The 25008-nt window shown below is 72.5% G+C and carries 17 protein-coding genes, 1 tRNA gene and 4 pseudogenes; 9 read left to right on the top strand and 13 right to left on the bottom strand.

The annotated features are described in order from the left end of the window. Positions 1-23 precede the first annotated feature (23 nt). From Q3Y56_RS11665 to Q3Y56_RS11650, 4 genes and pseudogenes are all read right to left on the bottom strand, one after another. Positions 24-1682 carry an NAD(P)/FAD-dependent oxidoreductase gene (locus Q3Y56_RS11665; protein ID WP_304461885.1) on the bottom strand — a complete coding sequence of 553 codons (1659 nt, stop codon included), beginning with the start codon at positions 1680-1682 and terminating at the stop codon, positions 24-26. A 101-nt stretch (positions 1683-1783) separates the two neighbouring features. Then, positions 1784-3463 (bottom strand): LuxR family transcriptional regulator, encoded by a 1680-nt coding sequence (locus Q3Y56_RS11660; RefSeq protein ID WP_304461884.1) that lies wholly within the window; start codon positions 3461-3463, stop codon positions 1784-1786. A 701-nt stretch (positions 3464-4164) separates the two neighbouring features. Further along, positions 4165-4608 (bottom strand): annotated as a pseudogene (locus Q3Y56_RS11655) (ATP-binding protein); the annotation flags it as partial. A 289-nt stretch (positions 4609-4897) separates the two neighbouring features. Continuing rightward, positions 4898-5848 (bottom strand): alpha/beta hydrolase, encoded by a 951-nt coding sequence (locus Q3Y56_RS11650; RefSeq protein ID WP_304461883.1) that lies wholly within the window; start codon positions 5846-5848, stop codon positions 4898-4900. A 240-nt stretch (positions 5849-6088) separates the two neighbouring features. Here Q3Y56_RS11650 and Q3Y56_RS11645 point away from each other — a divergent pair, with 240 nt between their 5' ends. Beyond that, complete coding sequence (locus tag Q3Y56_RS11645; RefSeq protein WP_304461882.1) at positions 6089-6883, top strand: 4'-phosphopantetheinyl transferase superfamily protein; 795 nt, start codon at positions 6089-6091, stop codon at positions 6881-6883. A gap of 54 nt (positions 6884-6937) precedes the next feature. On the opposite strand, the gene Q3Y56_RS11640 is transcribed toward Q3Y56_RS11645, so the two are convergent. The 6 genes and pseudogenes from Q3Y56_RS11640 to ehuB all read right to left on the bottom strand — a co-directional run bounded on the left by Q3Y56_RS11640 (position 6938) and on the right by ehuB (position 11173). Then, a tRNA-Lys gene (locus tag Q3Y56_RS11640) sits at positions 6938-7011 on the bottom strand. Positions 7012-7107: 96 nt separating this feature from the next. After that, positions 7108-7869, bottom strand: a complete 762-nt coding sequence (locus Q3Y56_RS11635) for an IclR family transcriptional regulator (protein ID WP_304461881.1) — start codon at positions 7867-7869, stop codon at positions 7108-7110. A gap of 225 nt (positions 7870-8094) precedes the next feature. Beyond that, positions 8095-8916 (bottom strand): ectoine/hydroxyectoine ABC transporter ATP-binding protein EhuA, encoded by an 822-nt coding sequence (gene ehuA / locus Q3Y56_RS11630; RefSeq protein ID WP_304461880.1) that lies wholly within the window; start codon positions 8914-8916, stop codon positions 8095-8097. Further along, a pseudogene (gene ehuD, locus Q3Y56_RS11625) lies at positions 8906-9555 on the bottom strand (ectoine/hydroxyectoine ABC transporter permease subunit EhuD). Before ehuD ends, ehuA begins: the two are co-directional and overlap by 11 nt. Further along, positions 9552-10301 (bottom strand): ectoine/hydroxyectoine ABC transporter permease subunit EhuC, encoded by a 750-nt coding sequence (gene ehuC / locus Q3Y56_RS11620; protein WP_304461879.1) that lies wholly within the window; start codon positions 10299-10301, stop codon positions 9552-9554. The pseudogene ehuD and the gene ehuC overlap by 4 nt, the downstream one beginning before the upstream one ends. Beyond that, positions 10298-11173 (bottom strand): ectoine/hydroxyectoine ABC transporter substrate-binding protein EhuB, encoded by an 876-nt coding sequence (gene ehuB / locus Q3Y56_RS11615; protein ID WP_304461878.1) that lies wholly within the window; start codon positions 11171-11173, stop codon positions 10298-10300. The genes ehuC and ehuB overlap by 4 nt, the downstream gene beginning before the upstream one ends. A gap of 201 nt (positions 11174-11374) precedes the next feature. On the opposite strand from ehuB, the gene Q3Y56_RS11610 reads away from it, so the two are divergent. Beyond that, the gene (locus tag Q3Y56_RS11610; RefSeq protein WP_304461877.1) at positions 11375-11896 is read left to right on the top strand and encodes a DUF3830 family protein; all 522 of its coding nucleotides are present in this window, start codon (positions 11375-11377) and stop codon (positions 11894-11896) included. Positions 11897-11920: 24 nt separating this feature from the next. Here the strand turns inward: Q3Y56_RS11610 and Q3Y56_RS11605 are convergent. Both Q3Y56_RS11605 and Q3Y56_RS11600 read right to left on the bottom strand, forming a co-directional pair. Continuing rightward, positions 11921-13335, bottom strand: a pseudogene (locus Q3Y56_RS11605) (amidase). 164 nt (positions 13336-13499) lie between these two features. Then, a complete protein-coding gene (locus tag Q3Y56_RS11600; protein WP_304461876.1) occupies positions 13500-14450 on the bottom strand; it encodes a D-2-hydroxyacid dehydrogenase in 951 nt (316 codons plus the stop codon). Positions 14451-14622: 172 nt separating this feature from the next. On the opposite strand from Q3Y56_RS11600, the gene Q3Y56_RS11595 reads away from it, so the two are divergent. The 4 genes from Q3Y56_RS11595 (at position 14623) to Q3Y56_RS11580 (ending at position 18651) form a co-directional block, all read left to right on the top strand. Continuing rightward, on the top strand, positions 14623-15537 hold the full coding sequence (locus Q3Y56_RS11595) for an aspartate/glutamate racemase family protein (RefSeq protein WP_304461875.1): 915 nt from the start codon (positions 14623-14625) through the stop codon (positions 15535-15537). A 106-nt stretch (positions 15538-15643) separates the two neighbouring features. Further along, positions 15644-16405, top strand: a complete 762-nt coding sequence (locus Q3Y56_RS11590) for a decarboxylase (protein ID WP_304461874.1) — start codon at positions 15644-15646, stop codon at positions 16403-16405. 81 nt (positions 16406-16486) lie between these two features. Continuing rightward, positions 16487-17344: an MOSC domain-containing protein gene (locus tag Q3Y56_RS11585; protein ID WP_304461873.1), complete on the top strand. Its 858-nt coding sequence runs from the start codon at positions 16487-16489 to the stop codon at positions 17342-17344. A gap of 185 nt (positions 17345-17529) precedes the next feature. Next, entirely contained in the window at positions 17530-18651 is a 1122-nt protein-coding gene (locus Q3Y56_RS11580; RefSeq protein WP_304461872.1) for an LLM class flavin-dependent oxidoreductase, read from the top strand. On the opposite strand, the pseudogene Q3Y56_RS11575 reads toward Q3Y56_RS11580, so the two are convergent. Beyond that, positions 18624-20437, bottom strand: a pseudogene (locus tag Q3Y56_RS11575) (putative bifunctional diguanylate cyclase/phosphodiesterase). The gene Q3Y56_RS11580 and the pseudogene Q3Y56_RS11575 overlap by 28 nt on opposite strands. Positions 20438-20791: 354 nt before the next feature. On the opposite strand from Q3Y56_RS11575, the gene Q3Y56_RS11570 reads away from it, so the two are divergent. The 3 genes from Q3Y56_RS11570 (at position 20792) to Q3Y56_RS11560 (ending at position 24770) form a co-directional block, all read left to right on the top strand. Further along, positions 20792-22054, top strand: a complete 1263-nt coding sequence (locus tag Q3Y56_RS11570; protein ID WP_304461871.1) for a M6 family metalloprotease domain-containing protein — start codon at positions 20792-20794, stop codon at positions 22052-22054. A 417-nt stretch (positions 22055-22471) separates the two neighbouring features. Next, positions 22472-22873, top strand: a complete 402-nt coding sequence (locus Q3Y56_RS11565) for a hypothetical protein (RefSeq protein ID WP_304461870.1) — start codon at positions 22472-22474, stop codon at positions 22871-22873. Between the two features lie 196 nt (positions 22874-23069). Continuing rightward, on the top strand, positions 23070-24770 hold the full coding sequence (locus tag Q3Y56_RS11560; RefSeq protein WP_304461869.1) for an AMP-binding protein: 1701 nt from the start codon (positions 23070-23072) through the stop codon (positions 24768-24770). Positions 24771-25008: the final 238 nt, after the last annotated feature.

Genomic DNA, 25008 nt, shown 5'->3' with positions numbered 1-25008 from the left:
GCCCCCTCGGCCCGCCGGCCGGCTCAGGTGTACGGCAGCTCCACCGGCGCGATCTCGTGGAACACGTCGCCCGGCCCCGGATTGTCCGGGTGCGTGGCGCCGCCCAGGTGGTTCAGCACCCCCCACACCGCGTTCAACGCCGTCGTCACCGCGCCCTCGGCGAAGCCCGCCGTCCAGGACACGTCGTCGCCGCACAGGAAGAACCCACGCTGCCCCGGCGCCATCCCGTCCTGCATGAACTGGGTGAACAGCCGCCGCTGGTACCGGTACTGGCCGGGCAGGTTCGACTTGAACGCCCCCATGAACCTCGGCTCGGTCTCCCAGGTGACGGTCAGCGGCCCGTCGATGAGATGCGACCGTATGTCGACGTCCGGGTAGATCGCGGCCAGCCGGGTCAGCAGCACCTCCAGCCGCTCCCGGGCCGACAGCGTCGCGAACTTCAGCGAGTCGTCGTTCCAGGTGTACGACAGGCACATCACCCCGGGCCGGTCCGGGCCGTCGTCGAAGAGGTACACCCCGCGCGGCATCCGGTCGGTCAGCGTCATGCTCATCGCGTCGGCGCCCGTGGCCGGGTCGGCGTCGCGCCAGAACGGCCGGTCCACCAGGACGAACAGCTTGGACGCGCCCATGTAGTGGGTGCGCTCCACCGCGGTCCAGTGGCCGGTGGGCAGCAGCGCGGGGTCGCAGTCGATCCGGTTCAGCAGCGTCCACACGTGCGGGCTGAAGACCACCGCCGGGTACGTGGCGCTGCCGCCGCCCGCGTCCGCGACCCGGAAGCCCGCGCCGCACCGGCGCAGCCCGGTGACCGCGGGTCGGGCCGCACCGCCGTGCAGGGACGCCAGGGACGTGCCCCGCGGCCAGTGCGCGAGCACCTCCGGGCGGTGCTCCCACAGGCCGCGCGGCAGTTGCTGCGAACCGCCCACGATGGCCAGGTGGTGGTCGTCCGCCTCGGTGAAGACCACCCGCAGGATCTCCAGCATCGAGTTGGGGAAGTCGGTGTCCCAGCCGCCGGTGCCGAACCCGACCTGGCCGAAGATCTCCCGGTGCCGGAACGACTGGAAGGTGGGGGAGGTGGCGAGGAAGCCGTAGAAGGACTGGTCGTCGAAGTCCCGGACCAGCCGGTTCCACACGGCCTTGAGGGTCTCCACGTCCCGCCGCCGGATCGCGTCCCGGACCGTCGACAGCTCGGCCCGCTCGTGGAGCGCCTTCTCCCAGGCGTCCGCCACCTCCTGGTAGACGTCCGGCAGCTGCTCCGGCGTACGGGCCCGGTGCCGGACGCCCTCCAGGTCGATCAGCGTGCTCGGGGTGCTCGGCGCCAGCGGATTGGGGAACGGGCGCGTCCCGAGACCCAGCAGACCGATGTAATGGAACAGCGCCCGGGCGGAAACGGGAAAGCGCATGGCGCCCATCTCGGCCACGTATTCCGGATTCCCGGGAAAAGGGACCGAGCGCATGCGCCCGCCCAGCTGCTCCGCCTCGTACACGACGGGCCGCAGGCCCAGCCGCATCAGCTCATAGGCGGCGGTCAGCCCGGCCATTCCCCCGCCGACGACCGCCACTTCGGTGCCGGCCACGCCCGGTGGCAGCCTGCCCAGGCCCGCCGGATGGCGCAGCCAACGGTCGTACGAGAAAGGAAAGTCCGGCACGAGCATCGTCGTCGGAGCCGTGGTGGCTGACGTCATAAGGGAAACGCTAGGGAGGCCGCTCCCGGCCCCTCAACCCCTATCCACCCTTGCGAATCCGCACCCGAAGGCGCGGCCGCCCGGACACCGTGGCCATCGGGTCAGGCGGTGTGGGCGACGTAGCGGTCCAGGCTCGCGGGCAGATCCTGCCGCTGACTTATATTGATCTTGCGGTACACCCGGGTGAGATGCTGCTCCACCGTGCTGACCGTGATGTAGAGCTTCGCCGCTATCTCCCGGTTGGTGTGCCCGGCGGCCGCCAGCGAGGCCACGCGGCGCTCGGCGTCGGTGAGCGTGGCGAACGCCGCCGTGTCCGCCCCGCCGCCGGCCGCGGACGCCGACTCGGACGGCGCGGTACGGCCCGGGGTCGGCCGCAGTCGCCGCGCCAGCTCCTGCGCACCGCAGCCGTCGGCCATCCGCCAGGCCCACCGGGTCATCAGCCGGCTCTTGGGCAGGTCCCCCATCTCCTTGTGGACCTCCCCCAGATCGGCCAGCGCCCGCGCCATCCCGTACCAGCTGCCGCTGTCCTGGAGCAGCCTGACGGCCTCCTGGAGCAGGGCGGGCCGTTCCGCGAGCGGCCGGGTGGCGGCCACGAGCCGCAGCGCCGCCCCCCGGGCCCGGGTCTGCGAGGGGCTGAGCAACTCCAGCTGGCTGTCCGCCAGCCGCGCCGCCTGCTCCTGGTCGCCCAGCGCCAGCCACGCCTCGGCCGCACCGAGCCGCCACGGCACCACGGCCGGGGAGTCCAGGCCCCACAGGGGCATCTGGTCGCCGCAGGCGCGGAAGTCCGTGAGGGCGGCGTGGTGCCGGCCGGTGGCCAACTGGTGCCTGCCGCGGGCGTGCAGATAGTGCAGTCCGTACCGGGTCTGGAACAGCTGCTCCGGCACCGGCCGGGACAGCAGCTCCGCGGCCTCGTCGTGCCGGCCCATGGCGGTGTGCGCGCTGACCAGCACCGACAGCGGCACGCCGATCCCGAGGCCCCAGCCGCGCGCCGGCAGCTCCTCCAGCGCCTGCTCCGCGTAGCCCACCGCCTCGGTCAACCGGCCGACGCGCAGCGAGATCCCGGCCCGTACGGCGTAGAAGCAGGCCAGCCAGGCGGGCGTGCCGCGGCGCGCGGACTCGGTGAGGATCCGGTCGCACCAGATGGTGGCGGTGGTCAGCCGGTCGGCGTAGATGAGGGTCAGCAGCGCGGCCCGCAGGGTGAACACGGTCGTGTTGCCCAGCCGGGTGTGCTCCAGGACGCGCTCCGCGGCCCGTACGGCGTGCTCGTCGGCGCCCATGGTGAGCACGGTGTGCAGGGCGCGCATCGCGGTGAGCCGGGGCGAGTCGGCGGCCGGGTCGGCCAGCTGGCGGCGGGCGTCGTGCGGGAACCAGCGCTCCTGGAACCTCTTGAGCTCCGGGGCGCCGGGATAGGTGGAGGCCAGGGTGAGCCCTATGACCCGCAGCTCGTCGTCGACCTCCGAGCCGGGGTCCTCGGCAGCGGCCCTGCTGACCTGTTCGATGGCCGCGGCCGCGTCCTCCATCCGCCCGGTCCACATCAACCCGAGGGCGACGCCGAGGGCCTGCAGGGGAGGCAGCAGGCCGTCGCGGGCGGGCTTGGCCAGCGACTGCAACTGCCGGGCCTGGGCCAGCGGCTTGACCCGCCACATGGCCTGGGCCAGCGCGGCGCGCAGGGCGAGCCGCTCCCGCTCGTCGGTGCTGGCCCGCTCGGCCAGTTGCAGGCAGCTGACCGCGAACTCCATCCGGTCGTCGGCCAGGGCCTGGCGGGCCGCCTCGCGCAGCACCCGGCTGACCCACTCTCCCCCCAGGCCCTGGGGGCCTGGGGGACACCCACCTCCGGCACGGCGGCCTCGTGGCTCAGGAGCTGAAGGGCCACGTCGGTGGCGTCGGCGCCCTCCTCGTGGAGCAGGACGGCGGCGCGGCGGCGGAGCGGGCCGAGCTCCGGCGCGGGCAGGTCCTCCAGCAGGACGGCCCGGACCTCGTCGTGCCGGAACCGGCCGCCGTGCAGGAGCCCGGCCTCGGTGAGCGCGGTGACCGCCCGCTGGACGGTCCGCTCCTCCAGGTCGACCAGGTCGCTCAGCAGGGACGGCGAGGTGGCGTCGCCGAGCAGCGCGATCCCGTGGGCGGCGCGCCGTCCGGCGGCGCCGCCGCGGTGGACGCACGCCAGGACGGCCTGCCGGAACAGCTCGCCGGGGACCGGTGCGCCGAGGTCGGCCTCCGCGTCCCGGCGGCCGGCCCGCCGGCCGAGGTGGTCGTCCACAAGGCCGTGCAGCAGCAGGGGGTTGCCGCCGGTCATGGCGTGGCAGGCGGCGGCGTGCCGGTGGGCGGTTTCGGAGCCCAGTTCCTCGGCGAGCAGCCGGGCCACCCCGTCGACGGTGAGCGGGCCGAGCCGTACCCGGCAGATCTTCGGCTGGTACAGCAGCTCGTCGAGGGCGGTGGCGTCCAGGCAGGGACGGCTGCCGCAGGTGACCAGCACGGTCACGTCGGGGCCCAGTCGGCGGACGGCGTAGGCGAGGCAGCGCAGGGACTGGGGGTCGGCGTACTGGACGTCGTCGACGGTGATCAGCAGGGGGGCGTCGGCGGCGAGCCGGGCGAGGGCGCGGTGGACGTCCTGGAGGACGGCGAGGGGGACCAGGCCCTGTCCGGCCGGGCCGGTGTCCTGCCCGGCCGCACCGGCGTCGAGCTGTGCGCCGCCCAGGATCTGCTCCACGACGGCATACGGGAACTCCTGCTCGGCGGCCGATGCGACGGCGCTCAGCAGCCGGATACCCCGCTGCGCGGCGGTATGTGACACCGCGTTGAGAAGCTCGGTCTTTCCCGAGGCGACGGCGCCGTTGATGACCCCGATGCGCATTCCACCGTCGAACGGTTCATCGAATAGTCGGGTAAGTCGCGCTATCTCGGCGTCACGCTCCACCAATGCGAACATAAGCACTACCCCCGATGGAACCAGCCCGAAACCCTTGCCCCGCAGGCGGCTTATGACTGTAGCAATGTCATGCGGCATGAAAGTAAACAGCGAGGCGAGGGCTTGGGGCGGCCGAGAGCCGTCCGGGACGCTGGCAGCTTCGTGACAGGACGCACCGCATGCCGCCGAGGTGCAGGACCATGGGGCGGGCGGCCCACGGCGGTGTGATGGCGTGGCGCCATGATCCTGGTCTCCCCCGTGGACACGGGGGCGGGGGAGGCCAGACCCGCTCTCAACCGCCCTGCCGGGCTCAGCCCTTGAGCGTCCGCCGCAGGAAGCCCAGCACGGTCTCGGCATACGTCTCGGGCTCGGTCTTCACGCCCGCCAGATGTCCGGCGCCGGCAAGGACGTGCACCTCGGCCAGCGGGTAGCGCTCCGCGAGCGCGCGCACCCCGGCCGCCGGGATGATCCGGTCGTCGTCACCGGCCAGGAAGAGCATCGGCGTGTCCTCGTACGCGCCCGAGACCGGCGGCGGCCAGCTGACCTGGAGCATCGCCGTGGCGAGCGCGGAGAACACCCTGCCCAGCACCCTGCCGGACACACCGGTGCGCAACGGGCCCGGCACCGGCAGCCCGCCCGCCGCCACGAAGTTGCGGAACAGCGGCTGGAGGTCGAGCGCGGGCCCGCTGTCAAACACCACCGCGTCGACCGGGCAGTCCGCCGCCTTCCGCAGCATGTACAGCGAGGGGAACGTGGAGATGGAGAAGCCGTAAACGGCGATCCTCGCCGAGGCGTACTCCTCCAGCGAGCGCATATGGCGGACCACGGCGATGACATCGTCGGTGTGCCGCTCGCTCATGCCCCAGCAGGCGCGGTCGCCGCTGCTCCTGCCGTGGTTGCGGTGGTCGAACAGGGCGACGGTGTAACCGGCTTCGTTCAGCAGCCGCGCCTGTGTCAGGCTGGCGGACTTGCTGAGCCCCAGGCCGTGCCCCATCACCACCACCCGCTCGGGGTCGCCGGGGCAGAGCCAGACATGGAGGCCGCGGCGCCCGCCGCCGTCCAGCGGCACCCGCACATCGGTACTGTCCAGGCCCAGGTCGGCGGGCGTGCGATGGTACGGCTTGCGGGGCGGGTGATAGGCGAAGTACGAGAGGAAAGCGCCGTACACCGGCGCCACCGGCAGGGCAGCCGCCGAGGCCGCGGCCGACCAGAAACGCGGTTTGCGCGCCGTCTCCGCCCGTGCCGTCCGTTCTGTCGCCATGTCCCTGGACCCCCATGAAGGTTGAGCGCGCGGACGCGCGTGATCGTAGCCCGACGGCTACCCATTGGTAGCCCCACCCGAGTCGAACGTGTCCGAAGTCACCGTCTGGCAGCAACCTGCCGACCCCGTACGGGCTTGAACGACAGCGCCCCCGCCCCTTTACGCTCACCTGAGGAGAGCGAGGGGCCGGGGCCGCCGAGGCGAGCCGCCGGGGGGGGGAACACAGGGGTGGGTTCGGTCGTGCCGTTGAACAGCGTCGCCAGCGCGGTGTCCGTAGCGTGGGGGCCGGCGTCACCGCTGCCCGCGGGCCCCGATGAGCTGCCCGGCCGGGGCGAAGTCGCCGTATGGCTGCTGGAGATACCGCGGTCCGCCGCCGCGGCGGCCGCGGCCGGTCATCTGCTGGACGCCGACGAGGCGCGGCGCGCGGCCCGGTTCCGCGGCGACCTCCACCAGCAGCGCTACCTCACCTCGCACGTGGGCCTGCGCGTCCTACTCGGCGCGTACCTGGGGATCGGACCGGCGGAGGTGGAGTTCACCCGCGAGCGGTGCGGGATGCCCGACTGCGACAAGCCGCACGGGCGCCCCGCCGTCGTGGGGCGCGAGGGGCTGCACTTCTCCCTGTCGCACGCCGAGGACGCCGCCCTGGTGGCGGTGGCCGCCGCGCCCGTGGGTGCGGACATCGAGGCGAGCCAGACCCGGCGCGGCGGCGTCGACCTCACCGGTCAGCTCCATCCGGACGAGCGGGCCGCCATCGCCGCGCTGCCCGCGTCGCTGCGCGACGAGGCGTTCCTGAGCTGCTGGGTGCGGAAGGAGGCGTACCTCAAGGGCATCGGCACCGGGCTGCCGGGCGGGGTGGGCACGCACCACGTCGGCCTCGCCGAGGGCCTGGCGCCCAGCGGCAGCCGGGTCCCGGAGGGCTGGGCGCTGATCGACCTCGAAGCCCCGGACGGCTACCACGCCGCCGTCGCGCTCCGTACCGAGGACGGGTCGGGCGCCGGCCGGCCGGTGGTCACCCTGGACCACCTGAGCCTGTGACCCATACGACAGCGGGCGCCCCTGGAAAACCAGGAGCGCCCGCTGCGGAAAATGTGCGCCGCCAGGGACTCGAACCCCGGACCCGCTGATTAAGAGTCAGCTGCTCTAACCAACTGAGCTAGCGGCGCCCGCCGACCTTCGCCGCCTCGAGCGGCTGTCGACGAGGTAAATACTACCTGGTCCCCGCGGGTGCTCGTGACCGCCCCGCGCGTGCTCGCGACCACCTAGATCGCCAGCGAGAGCAGGACCGGCGCGGCCTCCCGGTTCAGGGTGTGGGCCGCCTGGCGCAGCCGGTGGGCGTGCGCCAGGGGCAGGGAGAGGGCCAGGCTGCCGACCGCCTGGCCCGCGGTGATCGGCACGGCGGCGCAGACCGTGCCCACCGCGTACTCCTGGAGGTCGAGGACCGGCACGCTGGCGGGGTGGCTGTCGAGCTTGTTGAACAGCACCCGCTCGCTGGTGGTCGTGTGCGAGGTGAGCCGCACGATCTTGTGCCGTGACAGGTGGTCGCGGCGGCCGTTGTGGTCGAGCTGGGTGAGCATGCACTTGCCCGCCGCCATCGCGTGCGCGGCGGACTTGAAGTCCACCCACTCGTTGACCTTGGGGGTGCGCGGCCCGTCCGCGTACTGCGTGATCCGGATCTCGCCGTCGATGTAGCGGCTGAGGTAGATCGCGGCCCCGATGGAGTCGCGCAGCGCGGTGAGGGTCTGCTGGAGCTTGTGCTCGATCGCGGCCTGTCGTTCCGGGCCGCCGGCGCCGAGGCGGACCAGAGCCTCGCCCACCATGTACGCGCCGTCGGCGACCTGCGTCACGTAGCCCTCGCGGCACAGCATCCGGAGCAGAGGGGCGAGGTGCCCGACGGGCAGCCCGGTCTCCCGGGCGATCTGGACATCGGTCACACCGCCGCCGTGTCTGGAGACGGTCTCCATCACACGCAGGGCGTGCTGCACCGAGTGGAGCGGCGCGGTCGGCTCAGGTTTGAGCGCCACGGTTTCCCCCTAGGAGGTTGCTACCGCTTGCGTCGTCGCCGTTGCTCTGGATCGCAGCGGCGTGCGGGCCGATGTGGTTCCGAACGGCCCGGCTGACTACCACGGTAGCGGCCAACCGGGTCGTCCCGCGTGGGTGTTGAAGATATTGGGAGCTCCTTCCGCGCCCGCAACCAGGGGCGCGCTCCGCTGGCATATGCCACCGTCATGCGACGGTGGGCGATCCGGTTACAGCACGGCGCTCAGGAACTCCCGCGTACGCTCGTGTTCCGGATCGCTGAAGATCTTTTCCGGCGGGCCGGACTCGATGACGCGGCCGCCGTCGAACATCAGAACCTCGTCCGAGATGTCCCGCGCGAAGTTCATCTCGTGGGTGACGCACAGCATCGTGATGTCAGTCGTGTGGGCGATGTCGCGCAGCACGTCCAGCACGCCGGCCACCAGCTCCGGGTCCAGCGCCGAGGTCACCTCGTCCAGCAGCAGCACCTGCGGCCGCATCGCCAGCGCGCGGGCGATGGCCACCCGCTGCTGCTGCCCGCCCGACAGCCGGGTCGGGTAGTCGTTGCACTTGCGGCCCAGACCGACCAGCTCCAGCAGGTCCAGCGCCCGCGCCTCCGCCTCGTCCTTGCTGAGGCCGAGGACGTGCATGGGGGCCTCGGTGACGTTGCGCAGCACCCGCATGTTGGGGAAGAGGTTGAACTGCTGGAAGACCATGCCGATCTTCTTCCGCACCTCGCGGGAGTGCTTCTCGCCCGCCGGGACGAGCTTGCCGCCCTTCTCCTCGTGGGTGAGGTACTGGCCGTCCACGCTGATCGTGCCCCGGTCCGGCTTGATCAGCGTCATCAGCAGCCGCAGGATCGTGGTCTTCCCGGACCCGGAGGGCCCGATGAGCGTCACGTGCTTCCCCGGCGACACCGAGAAGCACAGGTCGTCCAGGACCGTGGTGTCGCCGAAGCGCTTGGTCACCTGGTCGAAGTGGATGAGCACGTTGCCGTCGGCGTTGTCGGCGTTGTCGGCGTTGTCGGTCGTGGTGGCGTTTTCAGTGGCCAAGGCGACGCTCCAGAGCTCGCATGAGGAGGGATGCCGGATAGGCGATGAGGATGAAGGCGATGCCGACCATCGTGTACGGCTCGATGTACTGGAAGGACGCGGCGCTCTCGGCGCGCGCCTTCTGCAGCATCTCGGTCACGCCGATCAGCGCGATCAGGGGCGAGTCCTTCAGCATCGAGATGACGTAGTTGCCCAGCGCCGGTACGACGCGGCGGATCGCCTGCGGCAGGATCACCGCGCACCACGTACGGCGGCGGGAGAGGCTCAGCGCGATCGCGGCCTCCCACTGCCCTTGGGCACCCCGTCGATCCCGGCCCGGTAGACCTCGGCGGTGTACGTGGAGTAGTGCAGGCCGAGCGCGAGGACGCCGGTGGTCAGCGCGGAGAACGTGATGTCCCAGTTCGGCAGCACGTAGTAGAAGAAGAACAGCTGCACCAGCAGCGGGGTGTTGCGGACGAACTCCACCACCGCGGCCACCGGCCAGCGCACCCAGCGGACGGGCGAGCGGAAGGCCAGCGCCCACACCAGGCCCAGCGCGAACGACAGCACCGACCCCAGGGCGGTCACCTCGAGCGTGACCAGCAGACCCTTCCCCAGATCGGGAAGGAAGTCCCGGGCGACGTCCCAGTCCCACGTCATGCCGCACCTCCGGGGAGGCCCGCGTTGGCGGCCTGGGCGGACTCCTGCGCGGGCGAGAGCTTGCGCGTCACTCCCATGCGCTCCTTCTTCTCCGGAGCCTGGCCGATACCCGCCTTCGCCCGCCGCTCCAGCAGCCGCATCAGCCGGGTCAGGACGAAGGCCAGCACGAAGTACAGGCCGAGGACGATCAGGTAGATCTCCAGGCTGTCGCCCGTCGCGAGCCGGGAGAGCTGTGCCGCGAAGGTGATGTCCGGGACGCTCACCGCCGAGACCAGAGCCGTGCCTTTCAGCAGCTCGATCAGCAGGTTGTTGAACGGCGGGATCATCTCGGGGATCGCCTGCGGCAGGATGACCCGGCGCATCCGCTGCGCGGGCGTGAAGCTGAGCGCGATGGCCGCCTCCCGCTGCCCCGGGGCCACGGCGGCGATGGCGCCGCGCACGACCTCGGAACCGTACGCGCCGTACGTCAGCCCGAGGGCCAGCACCGCGGCCCACATCGGCACCAGTTGCCACTCGAATGCCAGCGGCATCACGAAGAACAGCCAGAACATCAGCACCAGTGCCGAGGTGCCCCGGAAGACCTCCACATAGAAACCGGCGAGAAAGCGGACGATCCATCGCCGGGACGTCCGGGCGATACCGATCCCGAAGGCGACGACGGTGGCGAATGCGGCACTGTAAAGAGTGAGCTGAACGGTGATCCAGATACCCGGGAGAAGCCAGTGCTCCCACAGTCCGGCGGTCATGGCTGACACAGCTCCTCGGCGGTGAGATCCGTCATCTCGTTCTCGGTGAAGCCGAAAGGCCGCACGATACGGAGCAGTTCCCCGCTCTTCTTCATCTTCCGCAGCTCGCCGTTGAACGCGTCCCGCAGATTGGTGTCCTCGGGACGGAACGCGAACGCGCCGGCGCCGATATCCGGCTTTCCGTCCACCATCGGCTGGAACGGCTCGGTGGCCTCCGCCTTCCGGCTCCCGGTCTGCTTGACCACGTTGTGCACGGTCACCGTCGTACCGGCGAAGACGTCGACCCGCCCCTGCTCCACCGCCAGCAGCCCGGCCAGCTGGTCGGGCAGCACCGCGATCTCGCTCTCCTTCACCCCGGCGTTGACCGCGTAGCCGATCTCGGCGTAGGCCGTGCCGCTGGCCATCTTGGCCCCGGTCCTGACGATGTCCTCGTAGGTGTGGAGGTTCTTCGGATTTCCCTTGGCGACGATGAACGCGTCCCGCATCCGGTAGTCGGGATCGGCGAAGACCACCTGTTGGCAGCGCTCGGGATTGACGTACATCCCCGCCGACACCACGTCGAACTGCTGCGAGCGCAGTCCGGGAATCAGCGAGGCGAACTCGGTCGGTACGGGCTGCACATGCGGCACACCCAGCCGCTTGAAGACCACCTTGGCGATCTCCGGTGCCTCGCCGGTGAACTTTCCGTCCTTGTCGATGTAACCGAAGGGAATCTCACCCGCGATTCCCAGCCGTACCGTGCCCTGCGACCTCAGCCGCTCCAGCAGATTCCCCCCGTCCTTGGCGTCGGCGCTGGACACCCGGCTGCAACCGGCCGCGCCCACTGCACCCAGCGCCGCGCCGCCCGCGAGCAGCGAGCGGCGGCGGATCATTCTCAATCCGGTGTCTTTCCCTCGTGTCCCTCGTGGTGGAGCCATGGGCGCGCGGCTACCCGACTTCAGTGAAGGTATGCAGATCGCTTTCGGCCGCTGGGCCGTCCAGGGTGGGGTAGACGGATAAGGCGGAACATTCCGGAAGACGACCATTCGGACGACGATTCGTCGGACGATGATTCGGAGGAGAGCCGAGTGACGATGAGCGACCACGCCACCGCCGCCCGACAGCGCCGTATTCAGGTCTCGCTCGACAAACGCGGGGTGAGCTGCACCGCGGTCCTGCTGGACGACCGGGCGCCGATCACCTGCGACGCGGTGTGGAACGCGCTGCCGCTGGGCGGCGACGTCTACCACGCGAAGTACGCGCGCAACGAGATCTACGCCCTGCTGCCGCCGTTCGCCCCGCAGGAGCCGCCGCTGGAGAACCCGACGATCACCCCGATCCCCGGCGACCTGTGCTACTTCACCTTCTCCGACACGCAGCTGGGCACGGCCAGTTACGGGTACGAGTCCGACGCCAAGCACCGGGGCCGGCACCAGGTGGTCGACCTCGCGCTGTTCTACGAGCGCAACAACCTGCTGATCAACGGGGACGCCGGCTGGGTGCCGGGCATCGTCTGGGGCGCGGTCGTCGAGGGCCTGGACCGGATGGCGGCGGCCTGCCAGGACCTGTGGCGGGCGGGGGCCCTGGGCGAGACGCTGAGCTTCCGGAGGGCGTAGCGCGCCGGGGTGCGGCCCCGGCCGTCAGAGCGCGGGCGGGGGCACCGTCTCGGCCACCCCCGCCCCGTACAGCGCGTGCGCCACCCGCAGCACCAGTGCGTCCGCGTGCCGGGCGGCCACCAGTTGCACCCCGACCGGCAGCCCGTCGCCGTCCACCCCGCACGGGACGGTCGCGGCGGGCTGCTGGGTCAGGTTGAACGGATAGGTGAACGGCGTCCACCCCGTCCACCGGGTGTGGCCGGAGCCCGCGGGCACCTCGGCGCCCGCCTCGAAGGCGGTGACCGGCAGCGTCGGCGTGACCAGCAGGTCGTACGCGGAGTGGAACCGGCCCATCGCCCGGCCCAGCGCCATCCGCTCATCGACCGCGGCCAGATAGTCCAGCGCGCTGAACGCCGCGCCCTGCGCGCAGACCTCCCGCAGCCCGGGGTCCAGCAGCTCCCGGTCGGCCGCCGCCAGCGGCTGCGTCAGCCGCGCCGCGCCGCTGAACCACAGCACGTGGAACGCCTCCACCGGGTCCGGCACGCCGGGGTCGATCTCCTCCACGTCCGCGCCCAGCTCCGCCAGCAGCTCGACCGCGCGCCGTACCGCGGCCGCCACGTCGGGACGCACCCGCGCCGTGCCGCCGAGCGCCGGGCTGTAGGCCACCCGCAGCCCCGACGCGCCCGCCGTGCCGTCCGTGCGCGCCGTGTCGTCCGCGAGCGCCGTGCGGAAGGCGCTCTCCGGCGGGGGCAGCTGCGACCAGTCCCGCCAGTCCGGCCCGCTGATCACATCCATCAGCAGCGCCGCGTCCGCCGCGTCCCGGGTCATGGGCCCCACGTGCGCGAGGGTGCCGAACGGGCTGGCCGGATACAGCGGCACCCGCCCGTAGGTGGGTTTGAAACCGAAGATCCCGCAAAAGGACGCGGGGATACGGACCGAGCCGCCGCCGTCCGTTCCCAGGCTCAGCGGCCCGGCGCCCAGCGCGACCGCCGCGGCGCTGCCGCCCGAGGAGCCGCCCGCGGTGCGCGTGGGATCGTACGGGTTGCCGGTCACCCCGCTCAGCGGGCTGTCGGTGACCCCTTTCCAGCCGAATTCCGGGGTCGTGGTCTTCCCCACGAACACCGCGCCGTGCTCGCGCAGCCGCGCCACCGACGGCGCGTCCTCGTCCCACGCGGCGGAGTCGGCACGGACGGTCCGCGAGCCGCGCAGCGTCGGGGCGCCGCGCAGGAGCAGCAGGTCCTTGACGGTGACGGGGACGCCGTCGAGCAGCCCGGCGGGCGCCCCCGCCGCCACCGCTCGGCCGACGCCGCGGCCTGCCGCAGCGCGCCGTCCGCGTCCACCCGGGTGAAGGCGTTGACCTTCGGCTGGATCCGCTCGATACGGGCGAGCACGGCGCGGGTCGCCTCGACGGGGGACAGCTCACGGGAGGCGTACCGGGCCACGAGCTGGGTGGCCGTCAGGTCGGCGGGATCGGTCCTGTCGCCGGTCGCGTCACTGCCGGTCCCCTGGCCTGTCCTGTCGGTCGTCGCGTCGCTCACGGGCCCTCCGTAGGTGTGCGGGGTTTGGGCGGGCGGCGGGGGTGCCCCGGCGCCGCGGCGGGCGCCCCCTCGGTCGGCGCGGCCGGTCAGTCGTCCACCGGTACGTACCCCAGCCGCTTGTCGACCACGTTGAACAGCGGTTCGCCCGCCGCCCAGCGGTCGTAGTTGTCCTGGAACTGCTCGGCCAGGTCGTCCCGCCAGCCGACCGTGTCACCGCTCATGTGCGGCGAGATCAGCAGCCCGGGCACGTCCCACAGCGGGTCGGCCGCCGTCAGCGGCTCGGATGCGAAGACGTCCAGCGCGGCGCCCGCGATCCGCCGTTCCACCAGCGCCGTCACCAGATCGGCCTGGACGACCAGCGGCCCGCGGCCGACGTTGACGAACCGGGCGGTGGGCTTCATCCGCCCGAACGCCTCCCGGTCGAACATCCCGCGCGTCCGCTCGGTCAGCGGCGCCGCGCACACCACCCAGTCGGCGTCCGGAAGCAGTCCGGGCAGCTCCTGTGCGCCGTGCACGCCCGCGCGCGCCGTACGCCCCACCAGCCGCACGGTGACGCCGAGCGCGCCGAGCGTGCCGCCGATGGCCCGTCCGATGGGGCCCGCCCCGACGACCAGCGCGCGCGTCCCGGCCAGCCGAGTGGTCTCGCGGTGCCGCCAGCGGCGCTGCCGCTGGAGCTCCCAACTGCCGGGGAAGTCCTTCGCCATGGCCAGCACCAGCCCCGCCACGTACTCCGCGATCGGCTGCTCGAAGACGCCGCGCGCGTTGGTGACGACCGTGTCGGAGGCGGCCAGCTCCGGGCACATCAGCCGGTCCACGCCGGCGCTCGCGGTGTGCACCCACGCCGGCCGCGGTCCGTCGCCGGGCCACGCGGCGCGTACCGCGTCGGAGGCGAAGTCCCAGACCAGCAGGGCGTCGGCGGCGGGCAGCAGCTCGGGCAGCGAACTCTCGTCGCAGACGAGTACGCGGGACCGGCCGGCGAGCCGGTCGAGGCGGACGGGCGGGTCGTCACCGAAGACGACAACGGTGCTTTCGGACATGGCGGGGAAACCGTTTCGACATGGAGGTCCGCTGTGCTTGTGGGTGTCGCCGAAGGCTGTCGGGCACCGCCGGAGACGACTGCCAGAGATGTGTGGATTGACCACGCTAGGGACCATTAACTACCGTCGTCAACAACGGCATCTGTCCCGGCGTCCCGTATTGGGGCTCGACATGGACGTCTCTTTCCTGGGTGGCCCGCAGTCGCAGCGCGGCGTGGGCGTCGTCGCACCCTTCGACTTCGCACTGGACCGCGAGCTGTGGCGCTGGGTCCCGGACCACGTGTCGCTGCATCTGACCCGTACGCCGTATGTGCCGGTCGAGGTGGGTCTGGACCTGGCCCGGCTGGTCAGCGAGCACGAGACGCTGGACAACGCGGTTCGTGCGCTGAGCGAGGTGGCTCCGGAGGTCGTGGCGTACGCGTGCACCTCGGGCAGCTTCGTCGGCGGCGTGGCGGGGGAGCGGGCGATGTGCGCGGCGATGCGGCAGGCGGGCGAGGTGCCGTCGCTGACCACCTCCGGTGCCCTGCTGGACGCGCTGTGCGAGATCGGCGCGCGGCGGATCGCCGTGGTCACGCCGTACACGAGGTCGGTGACCGACGTGCTGGAGGAGTACCTCGGCGAGGCCGGTGTCACGGTGACGGGACGGGCGTATCTGGGGCTGACCCGGCACATCTGGAAGGTGCCGTACCGCGACGTGGTCGACATGGCCCGGCAGGCGGTGGTGGGCGCGGCGGACGCGCTCTTCATCAGCTGCACCAACCTGCCCACGTACGACGTGATCCCGCAGCTGGAGGCGGAGCTGCGGATGCCGGTGCTGTCCGCCAACCAGGTGACGGTGTGGGCGGCGCTGCGCGTGATCGGCGCGCATGCGATAGGCCCGTACCAGGCGCTGCTGGATCCGGCGGCGCGGTCGGGCCCGGCGGGCATGGGGCCGGGACCGAGGCCGGACCCCGCGGGCCTGGGGCCGCGGCCGGCAAGCGTGGGGCCGGAGGCGGCCCTCGCCGGTCCGCCGTCCGGTGCGGAGCCGGAGCCCGGGGAGGCGCGCGAGGGGGAGGACCTCGGCGGCGGCCTTCCGCCACCTGTGTGACGACGTATCAAGCGAGGGTGCGCGGCGCGGCGGGACGGCCGCGGGAGAGCGAGGTCACGGATGACGACAGAGCGAGGTCACGGATGACGACTGAGCGAGGTCGGGGATGACGGCGGATTCCGGGGCCGGGCCGACCCGGTACGCCGCGGAGGCCGGGCGCGACGCGGTCGGTTTCCTGTATCCGGGGTACTCGGCCGAGGATGACTACCCCCGGCTGGAGGCCCTGCTGGGCGGCGCCGTCCGGCTGCCGCTGGTCCACACCGACATGGGTGAGGACGCGCACCGGGTGGACGCGCTGCTGGAGATGGGGTCGGCGGACCGGCTCGCCGCGGGGGTGGCGGACCTGGTCCGCCAGGGCGCGCGGGCCGTGGTCTGGGCCTGTACCAGCGCGAGCTTCGTCTTCGGTTGGGACGGCGCGCACGAGCAGGTGCGGGAACTGGCGGTGACGGCCGGGCTGCCCGCGTCGAGCACGTCGTTCGCGTTCGTCCACGCGGCGCGGGCGCTCGGCGTCACCCGGCTGGCCGTCGCCGCGACCTATCCGCAGGACGTCGCCGGGCACTTCACCGCCTTCCTCAAGGCCGCGGGCGCGGAGGTCGTCGCCGAGCGCGGCAGCGGCGTCGTCACGGCGGCGGAGGTCGGTACGTGGGGGCGCGAGGACGTGCTGGGGCTGGCGCGCGCGGGGGACCATCCGGACGCGCAGGCCGTCCTGCTGCCGGACACCGCCCTGCACACGGCGGCCTGGCTGCCCGACCTCGAGGCGGCGCTGGGCAAACCGGTCCTCACCGCCAACCAGGTCACGGTGTGGGAGGGGCTGCGGCTCCTGGACCGCCCGCTCACCCGGCCGGGCCTCGGCACGCTCTTCGTGTGAGCGTGCCCACCCGCTTCATGTGAGCGGGCCTACCCGGCGGAATGGTCGCCTCCGCCGCGGTCCGATCATTAGGTTGGCCGTATGACGAGCACCAACCGTCCGGGCGATCCGGTCACCCGCGTCGTCGCACTGGCCACGTACCCCATCAAGGGCTGTGCGGGCACCTCGCTGACCGAGGCCCGGCTGACCGAGGCCGGTCTCGCCCATGACCGCGCCTTCCTGGTGGTGGACGACAGCGGCGTCTTCCGCAGCCAGCGGACCGACCCGCGGCTCGCCGTCATCCGCCCGGAGGTGAACGAGGCCGGTGACCAGCTCACCCTGCGGGCGCCGGGCGCGGAGGAACTGCGGGTCGCCGTCGACGCGACGTCGGCCCCCCGGGACGTGGAGATGTTCCGTACGCCGTACCGGGGCATCGACCAGGGCCCGGCCGTGGCGGCGTGGCTGTCGGACGTGCTCGGCTCGCCGAGCAGGCTGGTCCGGGTGCCACCGGATCACCAGCGGGTGGTCGACGGTCTGCACCCCGGCACCGCCGCCTACGCCGACAGCGGCGCCGTGCACGTCCTCTCCCGCGCCACCCTGGACGAGCTGAACCGCCGGCTCGCGGCGGCGGGCGGCAGCGCGCTGCCCATGGACCGCTTCCGGCCCAACATCGTGGTGGACGGGTGGGACGAGCCGCACGAGGAGGACCGGGTCCGCCGGGTCGGCATCGGCGACACCGAACTGGGCTACCTCAAGCTCGCCATCCGCTGTGCCGTCACCCTGGTCGACCAGAGCCGCGGCGAGCGGGCGGGCCCGGAGCCGCTGCGCTCCCTGGCCCGCTACCGCCGGGCGGCGCAGGGCGGCGTCTCGTTCGGCGTGAAGTTCTCCGTGCTGCGGACCGGCAAGCTGACGGTGGGCGACGAGCTGGCGGTCACGTCCTGGGGCGAGTCGGAGCTGTAGGCCGTCGGGGGCCGGGGCGGGGCTCGGTGCGGGGTCCGGGGCGGATCCGCGGCGGGGCTCGGTGCGGGGTCCGGGGCGGGGCCGGTCGGGTCCGGGAATAACCGGAGACGCGCTCCGGTTGAGGCCGTGCGGTACGCCGAGAGGCGTGCGCCCCGTACACGCCATGACCAGGGAGGCGGGCCACCGTGGCCGACCAGCAGCACGACATCATCCGGGCCGAGCCCCTCGGCAGCGCACCCGTACCCCTGTCGGTGCTCGACCTGGCGACCGTCGGCGCCGGACGGACCGCCGCGGAGGCCCTGCGGACCACCACCGCCCTGGCCAAGCTGGCCGAGAGCCGGGGCTTCCACCGCTTCTGGGTGGCCGAGCACCACTCGATGCCCGGGGTCGCCAGCTCCTCCCCGGCCGTCATCCTCGGCCACCTCGCCGCTCACACCGACCGCATCCGGCTGGGGTCGGGCGGAGTGATGCTGCCCAACCACGCGCCGCTGGCGATCGCCGAGCAGTTCGGCACCCTGGAGGCGCTCGCGCCCCGGCGGGTGGATCTCGGACTCGGGCGCGCACCCGGTACGGACGGGGCGACCGCCGCCGCCCTGCGCCGCGCGGACCGCCTCGATGAAGGCGCCGACGACTTCCCGCAGCAGCTCTCCGAGCTGATCCGCTTCCTCGACGACGACTTCCCCGACGGGCACCGCTACGCGCGGATCCACGCGGTCCCCGGCCCGGTGCAGGGCACCGTGCCCGGCGGGGTGCAGTCCGCCGACCGGCCGTCGGTGTGGCTGCTGGGGTCCAGCGGGTTCAGCGCGCGCCTCGCCGGGACCCTGGGCCTGCCGTTCTCCTTCGCCCACCACTTCTCCGCGGCCAACACCGTCCCCGCGCTGGACCTGTACCGCGAGCACTTCCGGCCCTCCGCGGTGCTGACGCGCCCGTACGCCTCCATCGGAGTCTCCGCGTTCGCCGCCGAGACCGAGCGGGAGGCCCACCGGCAGGTGCTCACGGGGGCGCTGTCGATGCTCCGGCTGCGGACGGGCCGCCCCGGTCTGATCCCGACCCCGGAGGAGGCCGAGGCCCACGACTTCAACGCCGTCGAGCGCGACTTCGTGGACAGCTGGCTGTCCAACGTGGAGTTCGGCACCCCGGACGCGGTCCGGGACGGGCTGAACGCCCTGATCAAGCGGACCGGCGTGGACGAGATCAAGATCACGACGACCGGGCACAGCCCGGCCGCCCGGCTGCGCTCCTATGAGCTGATCGCGGACGCCTACGGCCTCCCGGCGCGCTACGAGCCGCCGACAGCCGTCGCGTAACCGCTGATCATCGCGGAGATCCGGTCCGCGGGCACCGGCCGGGAGTAGAACCACCCCTGGCCGGTGTCGCAGCCGATCCGCGCCAGCCGTTCGGCCTGCTCGGCGCTCTCCACGCACTCGGCGGTGACCGTCAGCCCCAGCCGGTGCGCGAGCTCCACCAGCGCTTCGACGATCGTCTCGTCGGCGGGGTTGGGCTGCTCCTCCGCCCGGAAGCCGCGCACGAACGAGCCGTCGAGCTTGAGCGTGGAGACGGGCAGCCGGCTCAGATAGGCGAGGTTGGAGTAGCCGGTGCCGAAGTCGTCGATGGCGATGGCGACGCCCATGTCGTGGAGTTTCTGGAGCGCCTCCAGGGGCCGCCCGGCCGACCCCATCACCGCCGACTCCGTCAGCTCCAGCTGGAGCAGCCGGGGCGGCAGCCCGGTACGGGCCAGGATCGCGCCGACATCCGCGACCAGGTCGGAGTCCCACACCTGCCGAACCGCCACATTGACGCTGACCACCAGCGGGGTCGCCGGGTGCGCCAGCTGCCAGCGGCGGGCCTGCCGGCAGGCGGTCTCCAGCACCCAGCGGCCCAGCGGAACGATCGCGCCGTTCTCTTCCGCCAGTGAGATGAACCGATTCGGCGACAGTCGTCCGAATCGCGGGTGCTGCCAGCGCACCAGCGCCTCCACGCCCCGCACGCCGCCGTCGACCAGCCCCACCAGCGGCTGGTAGTCGAGGACGAACTCCTCGCGCTCGACGGCGGGGCGCAGGGTGCTGGACAGGGCCTGCCGGGTCATGCGGTGCGCGTTGCGCTCGGGGTCGAACAGCGTCCAGCGGGCCTTGCCGTCCGCCTTGGCCCAGTACAGCGTGGTGTCCGCGGCCTGCATCAGCCAGGTGGCGTGGGTCTCGGCGGCCGGGCGCTCCACCAGCCCGATGCTCGCGGACACCGACAGCCGCTGGCCGCCCACGTCGAACGGCCGCTGGATGGCCGTCAGCACATTGCGGGCCAGGTCGCACAGCTGCTCGGTGCCCTGGGAGTTCTCGACCAGCAGCGCGAACTCGTCCCCGCCCAGCCGGGCCACCAGATGCCCCCGGGCGCGGCGCACTCGGTGAGCCGCTGGGCGACCGCGTCGAGCAGCCGGTCGCCCACCCGGTGGCCGAGGGTGTCGTTGACGGCCTTGAACCCGTCGAGGTCCAGATAGCACAGGCCGATGCGGCCGGTGCCCTCGTCGGTGCAGGCGGCCTCCTCCAGGGCGGCGGCGAGCCGCTCGAAGAAGAGGCTCCGGTTGGGCAGCCGGGTGACCGGGTCGTGCATCTGCAGATGGCGCAGCCGGGCCTGCAACTCGTGCCGGTCGCTGATGTCGACCAGCGACAGCAGCACACTGCGGCTGTCGGCGACCGGCGCGGGCAACGGCTCGACGGTCACCTCCGCCCACAGCGCACGGCCGTCGGCGGGCTTCAACCGGCGGGTGCAGCGCAGGCGGGCGCGGTCGCCGTGCAGCACCTCCCGGTACTCGGCCCACAGATGGGGATCGTCGCGCAGGTCGGCGAGGTCGGCGGCGCTGCGGGCCGTGAGCCGGTCGGGTTCGGTGCCCAGCAGCTCGCCGAGGGCCGGGTTGGCGTCGAGCACCAGCCCGTCCTGGTCGACGACCGCCATGGCGAGGCGGGCGGCGTTGAAGGCCGCGCGATAGTCACCAGCCGGCGCCCCGCGGCCGTCGACACTGGGTGCAGCATGACGTTGAGTGATCGTCGGCGGCGTGGTGCGGGGCGCGGGGCCCTGGTCATCAGGGGATCCGCTCACCATTCGCTCCCGCGTGGTGCTCGTCTCGTACAGGTCCTTTGCATGGCTCACACCGGGCGTCGGGCGGACGGCGAAGGGCCACCCGAATAGGGAATACCCGCTGGAAGTGTGGCGATCATAGAGGCTGTTACTCCGGCCGTTCCAGCAACGGGACCGGGACCCTTGGCTTCATGATCATGTGTCTGGCCGTTTCTGCTCAAGTCTGCACGGACCCACTGTGTCAATGACCGAGTGTGACCGTCAGTTAGGTACCCGGAAGCCGCCGCTTTCACTCGACCGGGTCAACGGAACAGGGCGCCCGGCCGCATTCCGACTCACCGTGAATGAGATGCCCCCGATGCCTTCCGGGAGGTCGATGTGGAGCGTCCGCAGATACCCGAGCGCGTGGCCCGGCCGCCTTGGCCGCGCCGCGCCGGGTCCGTGCTGACCTCCCTCACCGCGCTGATCGCGACAACCGTCATCAGCGGCCCCGCCGCGGCGGCGGACCCGGGTGGCCCCTGCGTCCTGGCCCGCGGGGACGTCCATCACTCCGAGGGGCTGGACACCTGGAACACCGGCTATCCGCGCCCCACCCGGACCCTCGACGCGGTGATGATCTTCCTGTCGTTCCCGGACGCGGAGCCCTACACCACCCCCGACGAGCTGGTCGCCGACCACTTCCCGGACACCTCCGACTTCTTCCGGCGCGCCTCCTACGGGCAGTTCGACCTGCGCGTCCACCCCATGCGGCGGTGGACGGCCATGCCCGAGGAATCCACCTCGTACGCCATACAGCGTGACTGGGACCCCGCCCATCGCACCGCCTATCTGCGGGACGCCGTCGCCGCCGCCGACCCCGCCGTCGACTTCGCCCGCTATGACATCGTCTACCTCGTCGCCGACCCCGACGCCCCCGGCATCGACGCCGACGCGACCAAGGTCGTCAACTTCGACCAGCCGCTGCACGCCGACGGCACCCCGCTGCGCCGCCTCGTCACGGTCTTTGAGAACCACCCCCCTGACCTGCATGTCCTCGCCCATGAGACGGGTCATGTCTTCGACCTGCCCGACCTGTATCGCCGACCCACCGACGGCGGCGACGACTGGGACACCCGGGTCGGCGACTGGGACCTGATGGGCAGCCAGTTCGGCTTGGCCCCCGACCCCTTCGGCTGGCACAAATGGAAGCTCGGCTGGCTTCGCGGGCGTCAGGTCACCTGCCTGCGCAACCCCAGGCGCACCGTGCACAGCCTCGCACCCATAGGGGCCCCCGCACCCCGGGGCGCGCCCGGCGCCGACCTCCGCACCCGCCTGGTCGTGATCCGTACCGGCCCGGCCGAGGTGCTGGCCATAGAGGCGCGAGGCGCCTTCGGTAACGATGCGGGGATATGCGCCGAAGGCGTGCTGGTCTACCGCGTGCGCAGTGACATAGCCTCCGGCGACGGCCCGATAGAGGTGCTCGACGCCCACCCCGGCAGCGAGGCATGCCACGGCGAGTCGGTCTATCCCAAGCTCGCGGACGCTCCCCTCGGCGTCGGGGAGGCCCTCGACATAGACCCCGGCGGTCTGCGGGTCCAGGTGCGCGAACGCACCGCCGACGGGGTATGGACCGTGCGGATCACCAGCGGCAAGCAGTCGTAGCGAGCCGCCGCCGGGTGCCCCCGTACCCGTACCCGGATTACGTCGTCCGTGCCGTCCGCGCCGCGCGCGCGGCGCGCCCCGGTTACGTGTTTCGTCCTCTCCGGCATCGCCCGAGCTGCGTACTCCGTTCCGCAGTCGATGCGATGAGATGCGCATTCAATCCATGCGGTGAACATCTCCCGGCGATCAATGACGCCATCAGGTGGGCGTGCGGCGCGCCGGATCTCGAATGGCTGTTCCGTCCATGGCGTCGCCATCGCCGGTGACCAGCGGATACATCGCTGGAAACGGTTGAGGTGAACCGTTCGGAAAAGACGCGAAGGTGAACTCCCCGCCCTCGTGATGTTTGCGGTGGTGTCAAAATCGCGGCTATTTTGCAGTGCTGCTCAACTCCCCCGTCTCAAGGATAGATTTCTTATGAAGCAGGGAACCTTGAAGTCCCTCGGTGCCGTCGCCCTCGGCGCCTTCGGAGTCGTCGCCGGCGCCGGCCCCGCCTCCGCCCTCGGCGCGGGTCTCGACGGCGAGGGGGTGGTCGGGCCCCTCGCCGGAGTGCTGCGGCCGGAACTCGCCAACACCGGCGCCCAGAAGAGCGTCCCCAGCCTCCCCAGCACCGGATCGCTGCCGCAGGCGGGGCTCCCCCTCCAGCAGGGCCAGCTCCCGCAGGCCGGACAGGGGGACCCGCTCAGCAACGTCCCCTCGGCCACCCAGCTCTTGGACCGCGGCGTCCCGTCGGTGTCCGACCTCTCGTCCCTCGCCATGGACCGTGCCATGCCCGGCTTCTCGGTCGCCGACGTCCAGGCGCCCGGCCTGATGAACTGACCCTGGTGCACTGACCCGGTGCGCCACGCCGCCGTGCCCGTCGGGCGGCAGGGCTGAGGCGGAGGGCGGACGTCGCCGGCCTCCGCTCGGCACCCTCACCTCGGGTACGGGGCGGTATCCAGTGGTGATCAAGTCGCACGCGAGACGCCGTCGTGACACTGGGGCTCCGGACGTCAGGCGCCACGGAGTTGAGTCGATGCCCCTAACCGCGAACCTGGCCGACACCCTGCTGGCGCGCGCCACGCGGAGTGCCGGTGACACGGCGGTGATCCACCAGCCCGCGGTCGGCCCCACCCAACGGGTCCTCCACCACGAACTCGACCACCGGGCGCGTGCCGTGGCGACCTGGCTCCGGACCCACGACGCCCCCGGCAGACGGGTGCTCATCGCCATGGACAGCGGGCCGCACGCCGCCGCGGCCCTGCTCGCCTGCCTCTACGTGGGGGCCGTCGCGGTCCCCGTACCGGCGCCGACCCCCTCCCGTACGGCCGTCGAGCGCACCGCCGCCATCGCCAAGGACGCCGCCGTACACCTGGTGCTGACCGAGGCCGCGCACGCCAGCGAGATCTCCCGGCAGCTCACGCTGGCGGGCCGCCTGCGGCTGACCTGCCTCGCGGTCGACTGCCTGCCGCCCACGGCGGACACCCGTCGCGCCCGCCGGGCGTCCGCACACCGCGACCCCCGCGTCACCTGGCAGCCTGCCCGCACCACCCCCGACACCCTCGCCCTGCTGGCGTACGACTCCGGGCCCGCCACCGCCCCGCGCGGCGCGCGCATCACCCACGGCAGCCTCCTCGCCATCATGTGCGCGCTGCGGCGGATGCTGGGCACCGGCCGGACCTCCCGGATCGGCGGCTGGCTGCCCCGGCACCACACCCTCGGCCTCATCGGACAACTGCTGCACCCGCTGTGGCTGGGCGCCACCGCCGTCCTCCTGCCGCCCCGTCCCGACCCCGTCGAGTGGCTGCGGGCCATCAGCCTGCACGCCGTCACCGAGACCGTCGCCCCCGACTCCCACTTCGCCCGATGCGCGGCCCGCGCCCTCGGCGAACCGGGCGCGACCCTCCCCGACCTGTCCCGGCTGCGCACCGCGGTGAACGCCGGCGAGCCGGTCTCCGCCGCCACCATGGCGGCCTTCGCGCGGCGCTGTACGGCGGCCGGCCTGGCCCCCGGCGTGTTCGTCCCCGGCTACGCCCCCGCCGAGGCCGCGCCGTGGCTCGCCACCGCGGGACGCGGCCCGGTCCCCGGCGCGGAGCTGCGCGTGGTCGACCCGCACACCCGCGCCACGCTTCCCGACGGTGAGCAGGGCGAGATCTGGGCCCGCGGCCCGGCCGTCGCCTCCGGTCACTGGGGCAACCCCCCGGACGCCGCCGACGTCTTCGGCGCCCGCACCGCGGAGGGCGCGGGCGGCTATCTGCGTACCGGGGACCTGGGGTTCGTACGGAACGGAGAGGTGCGCTTCACCGGGCGGCTCCACGAGACGCTCCTGACCAGCGGGGTGACGCTGCACACCCAGGACGCCGAGCGCGAGCTGCTCGGCTGCCGACGCCCCTTGGGCACCGCCCGGGTGTTCTGCACCGGACCCGGCACCGGGCATCTGGTCGTGGTGCAGGAGGTCCGTACGGCGGGTGGCTCGCGGGCCGGGCTGCCCCGGCTCGCCGAGGAGGTACGGGCCCGGATCGCGGCGGAGTTCGGGGCCGCGGTGGACGGCGTGCTGCTCGTACGCCCGGGAACGCTGCGCCGCGCCGGAAGCGCCAAGATCGCCGGTTCCGTGCTGCGCGAGCAGTTCCTGCGGGGCGAGGTGCGCGCACTGCACGCCGAGTTCGCCCCGGGCATGCGGGCGGGCTATCCCGTCGGCCCGGCAGCGGCCCCCGTCGGCCTGTTGCGTATGGGGTAGCGGAGACAGAACGCGTTTCACGGGGCGTGGCTGGGAAGAATTGGCGGCAGGATTTCGCCAATTCGGGAACCGGCGTCACGGATGCGCGTGAGGCGTACGTGCCCGCCTCTGTCGAACGGACATTCTTCAACCAGGTGGGCGCGGCTTATCGCGCCCTCTTCACGAGTGGCGGAATCACGGGAGGTGCAGTGGAGACGTCAAAAAGATTTGGGAATAATCGTATGGAGGTGGGCGGTTG

It is taken from the genome of Streptomyces sp. XD-27, from assembly GCF_030553055.1.
Classification (GTDB): domain Bacteria; phylum Actinomycetota; class Actinomycetes; order Streptomycetales; family Streptomycetaceae; genus Streptomyces.
The sequence above is the reverse complement of the archived record's forward strand: the minus strand, read 5'-3'. Positions and strand labels throughout refer to the sequence as shown.

Excerpts from the sequence above, each read along its gene's own strand:
- Q3Y56_RS11665 (WP_304461885.1), bottom strand. The coding sequence starts at position 1,682 with ATGACGTCAGCCACCACGGCTCCGACGACGATGCTCGTGCCGGACTTT.
- Q3Y56_RS11650 (WP_304461883.1), bottom strand. The coding sequence starts at position 5,848 with ATGGCGACAGAACGGACGGCACGGGCGGAGACGGCGCGCAAACCGCGT.
- ehuC (WP_304461879.1), bottom strand. The coding sequence starts at position 10,301 with ATGACCGCCGGACTGTGGGAGCACTGGCTTCTCCCGGGTATCTGGATC.
- ehuB (WP_304461878.1), bottom strand. The coding sequence starts at position 11,173 with ATGATCCGCCGCCGCTCGCTGCTCGCGGGCGGCGCGGCGCTGGGTGCA.
- Q3Y56_RS11610 (WP_304461877.1), top strand. The coding sequence starts at position 11,375 with ATGAGCGACCACGCCACCGCCGCCCGACAGCGCCGTATTCAGGTCTCG.
- Q3Y56_RS11600 (WP_304461876.1), bottom strand. The coding sequence starts at position 14,450 with ATGTCCGAAAGCACCGTTGTCGTCTTCGGTGACGACCCGCCCGTCCGC.
- Q3Y56_RS11595 (WP_304461875.1), top strand. The coding sequence starts at position 14,623 with ATGGACGTCTCTTTCCTGGGTGGCCCGCAGTCGCAGCGCGGCGTGGGC.
- Q3Y56_RS11590 (WP_304461874.1), top strand. The coding sequence starts at position 15,644 with ATGACGGCGGATTCCGGGGCCGGGCCGACCCGGTACGCCGCGGAGGCC.
- Q3Y56_RS11585 (WP_304461873.1), top strand. The coding sequence starts at position 16,487 with ATGACGAGCACCAACCGTCCGGGCGATCCGGTCACCCGCGTCGTCGCA.
- Q3Y56_RS11565 (WP_304461870.1), top strand. The coding sequence starts at position 22,472 with ATGAAGCAGGGAACCTTGAAGTCCCTCGGTGCCGTCGCCCTCGGCGCC.
- Q3Y56_RS11560 (WP_304461869.1), top strand. The coding sequence starts at position 23,070 with ATGCCCCTAACCGCGAACCTGGCCGACACCCTGCTGGCGCGCGCCACG.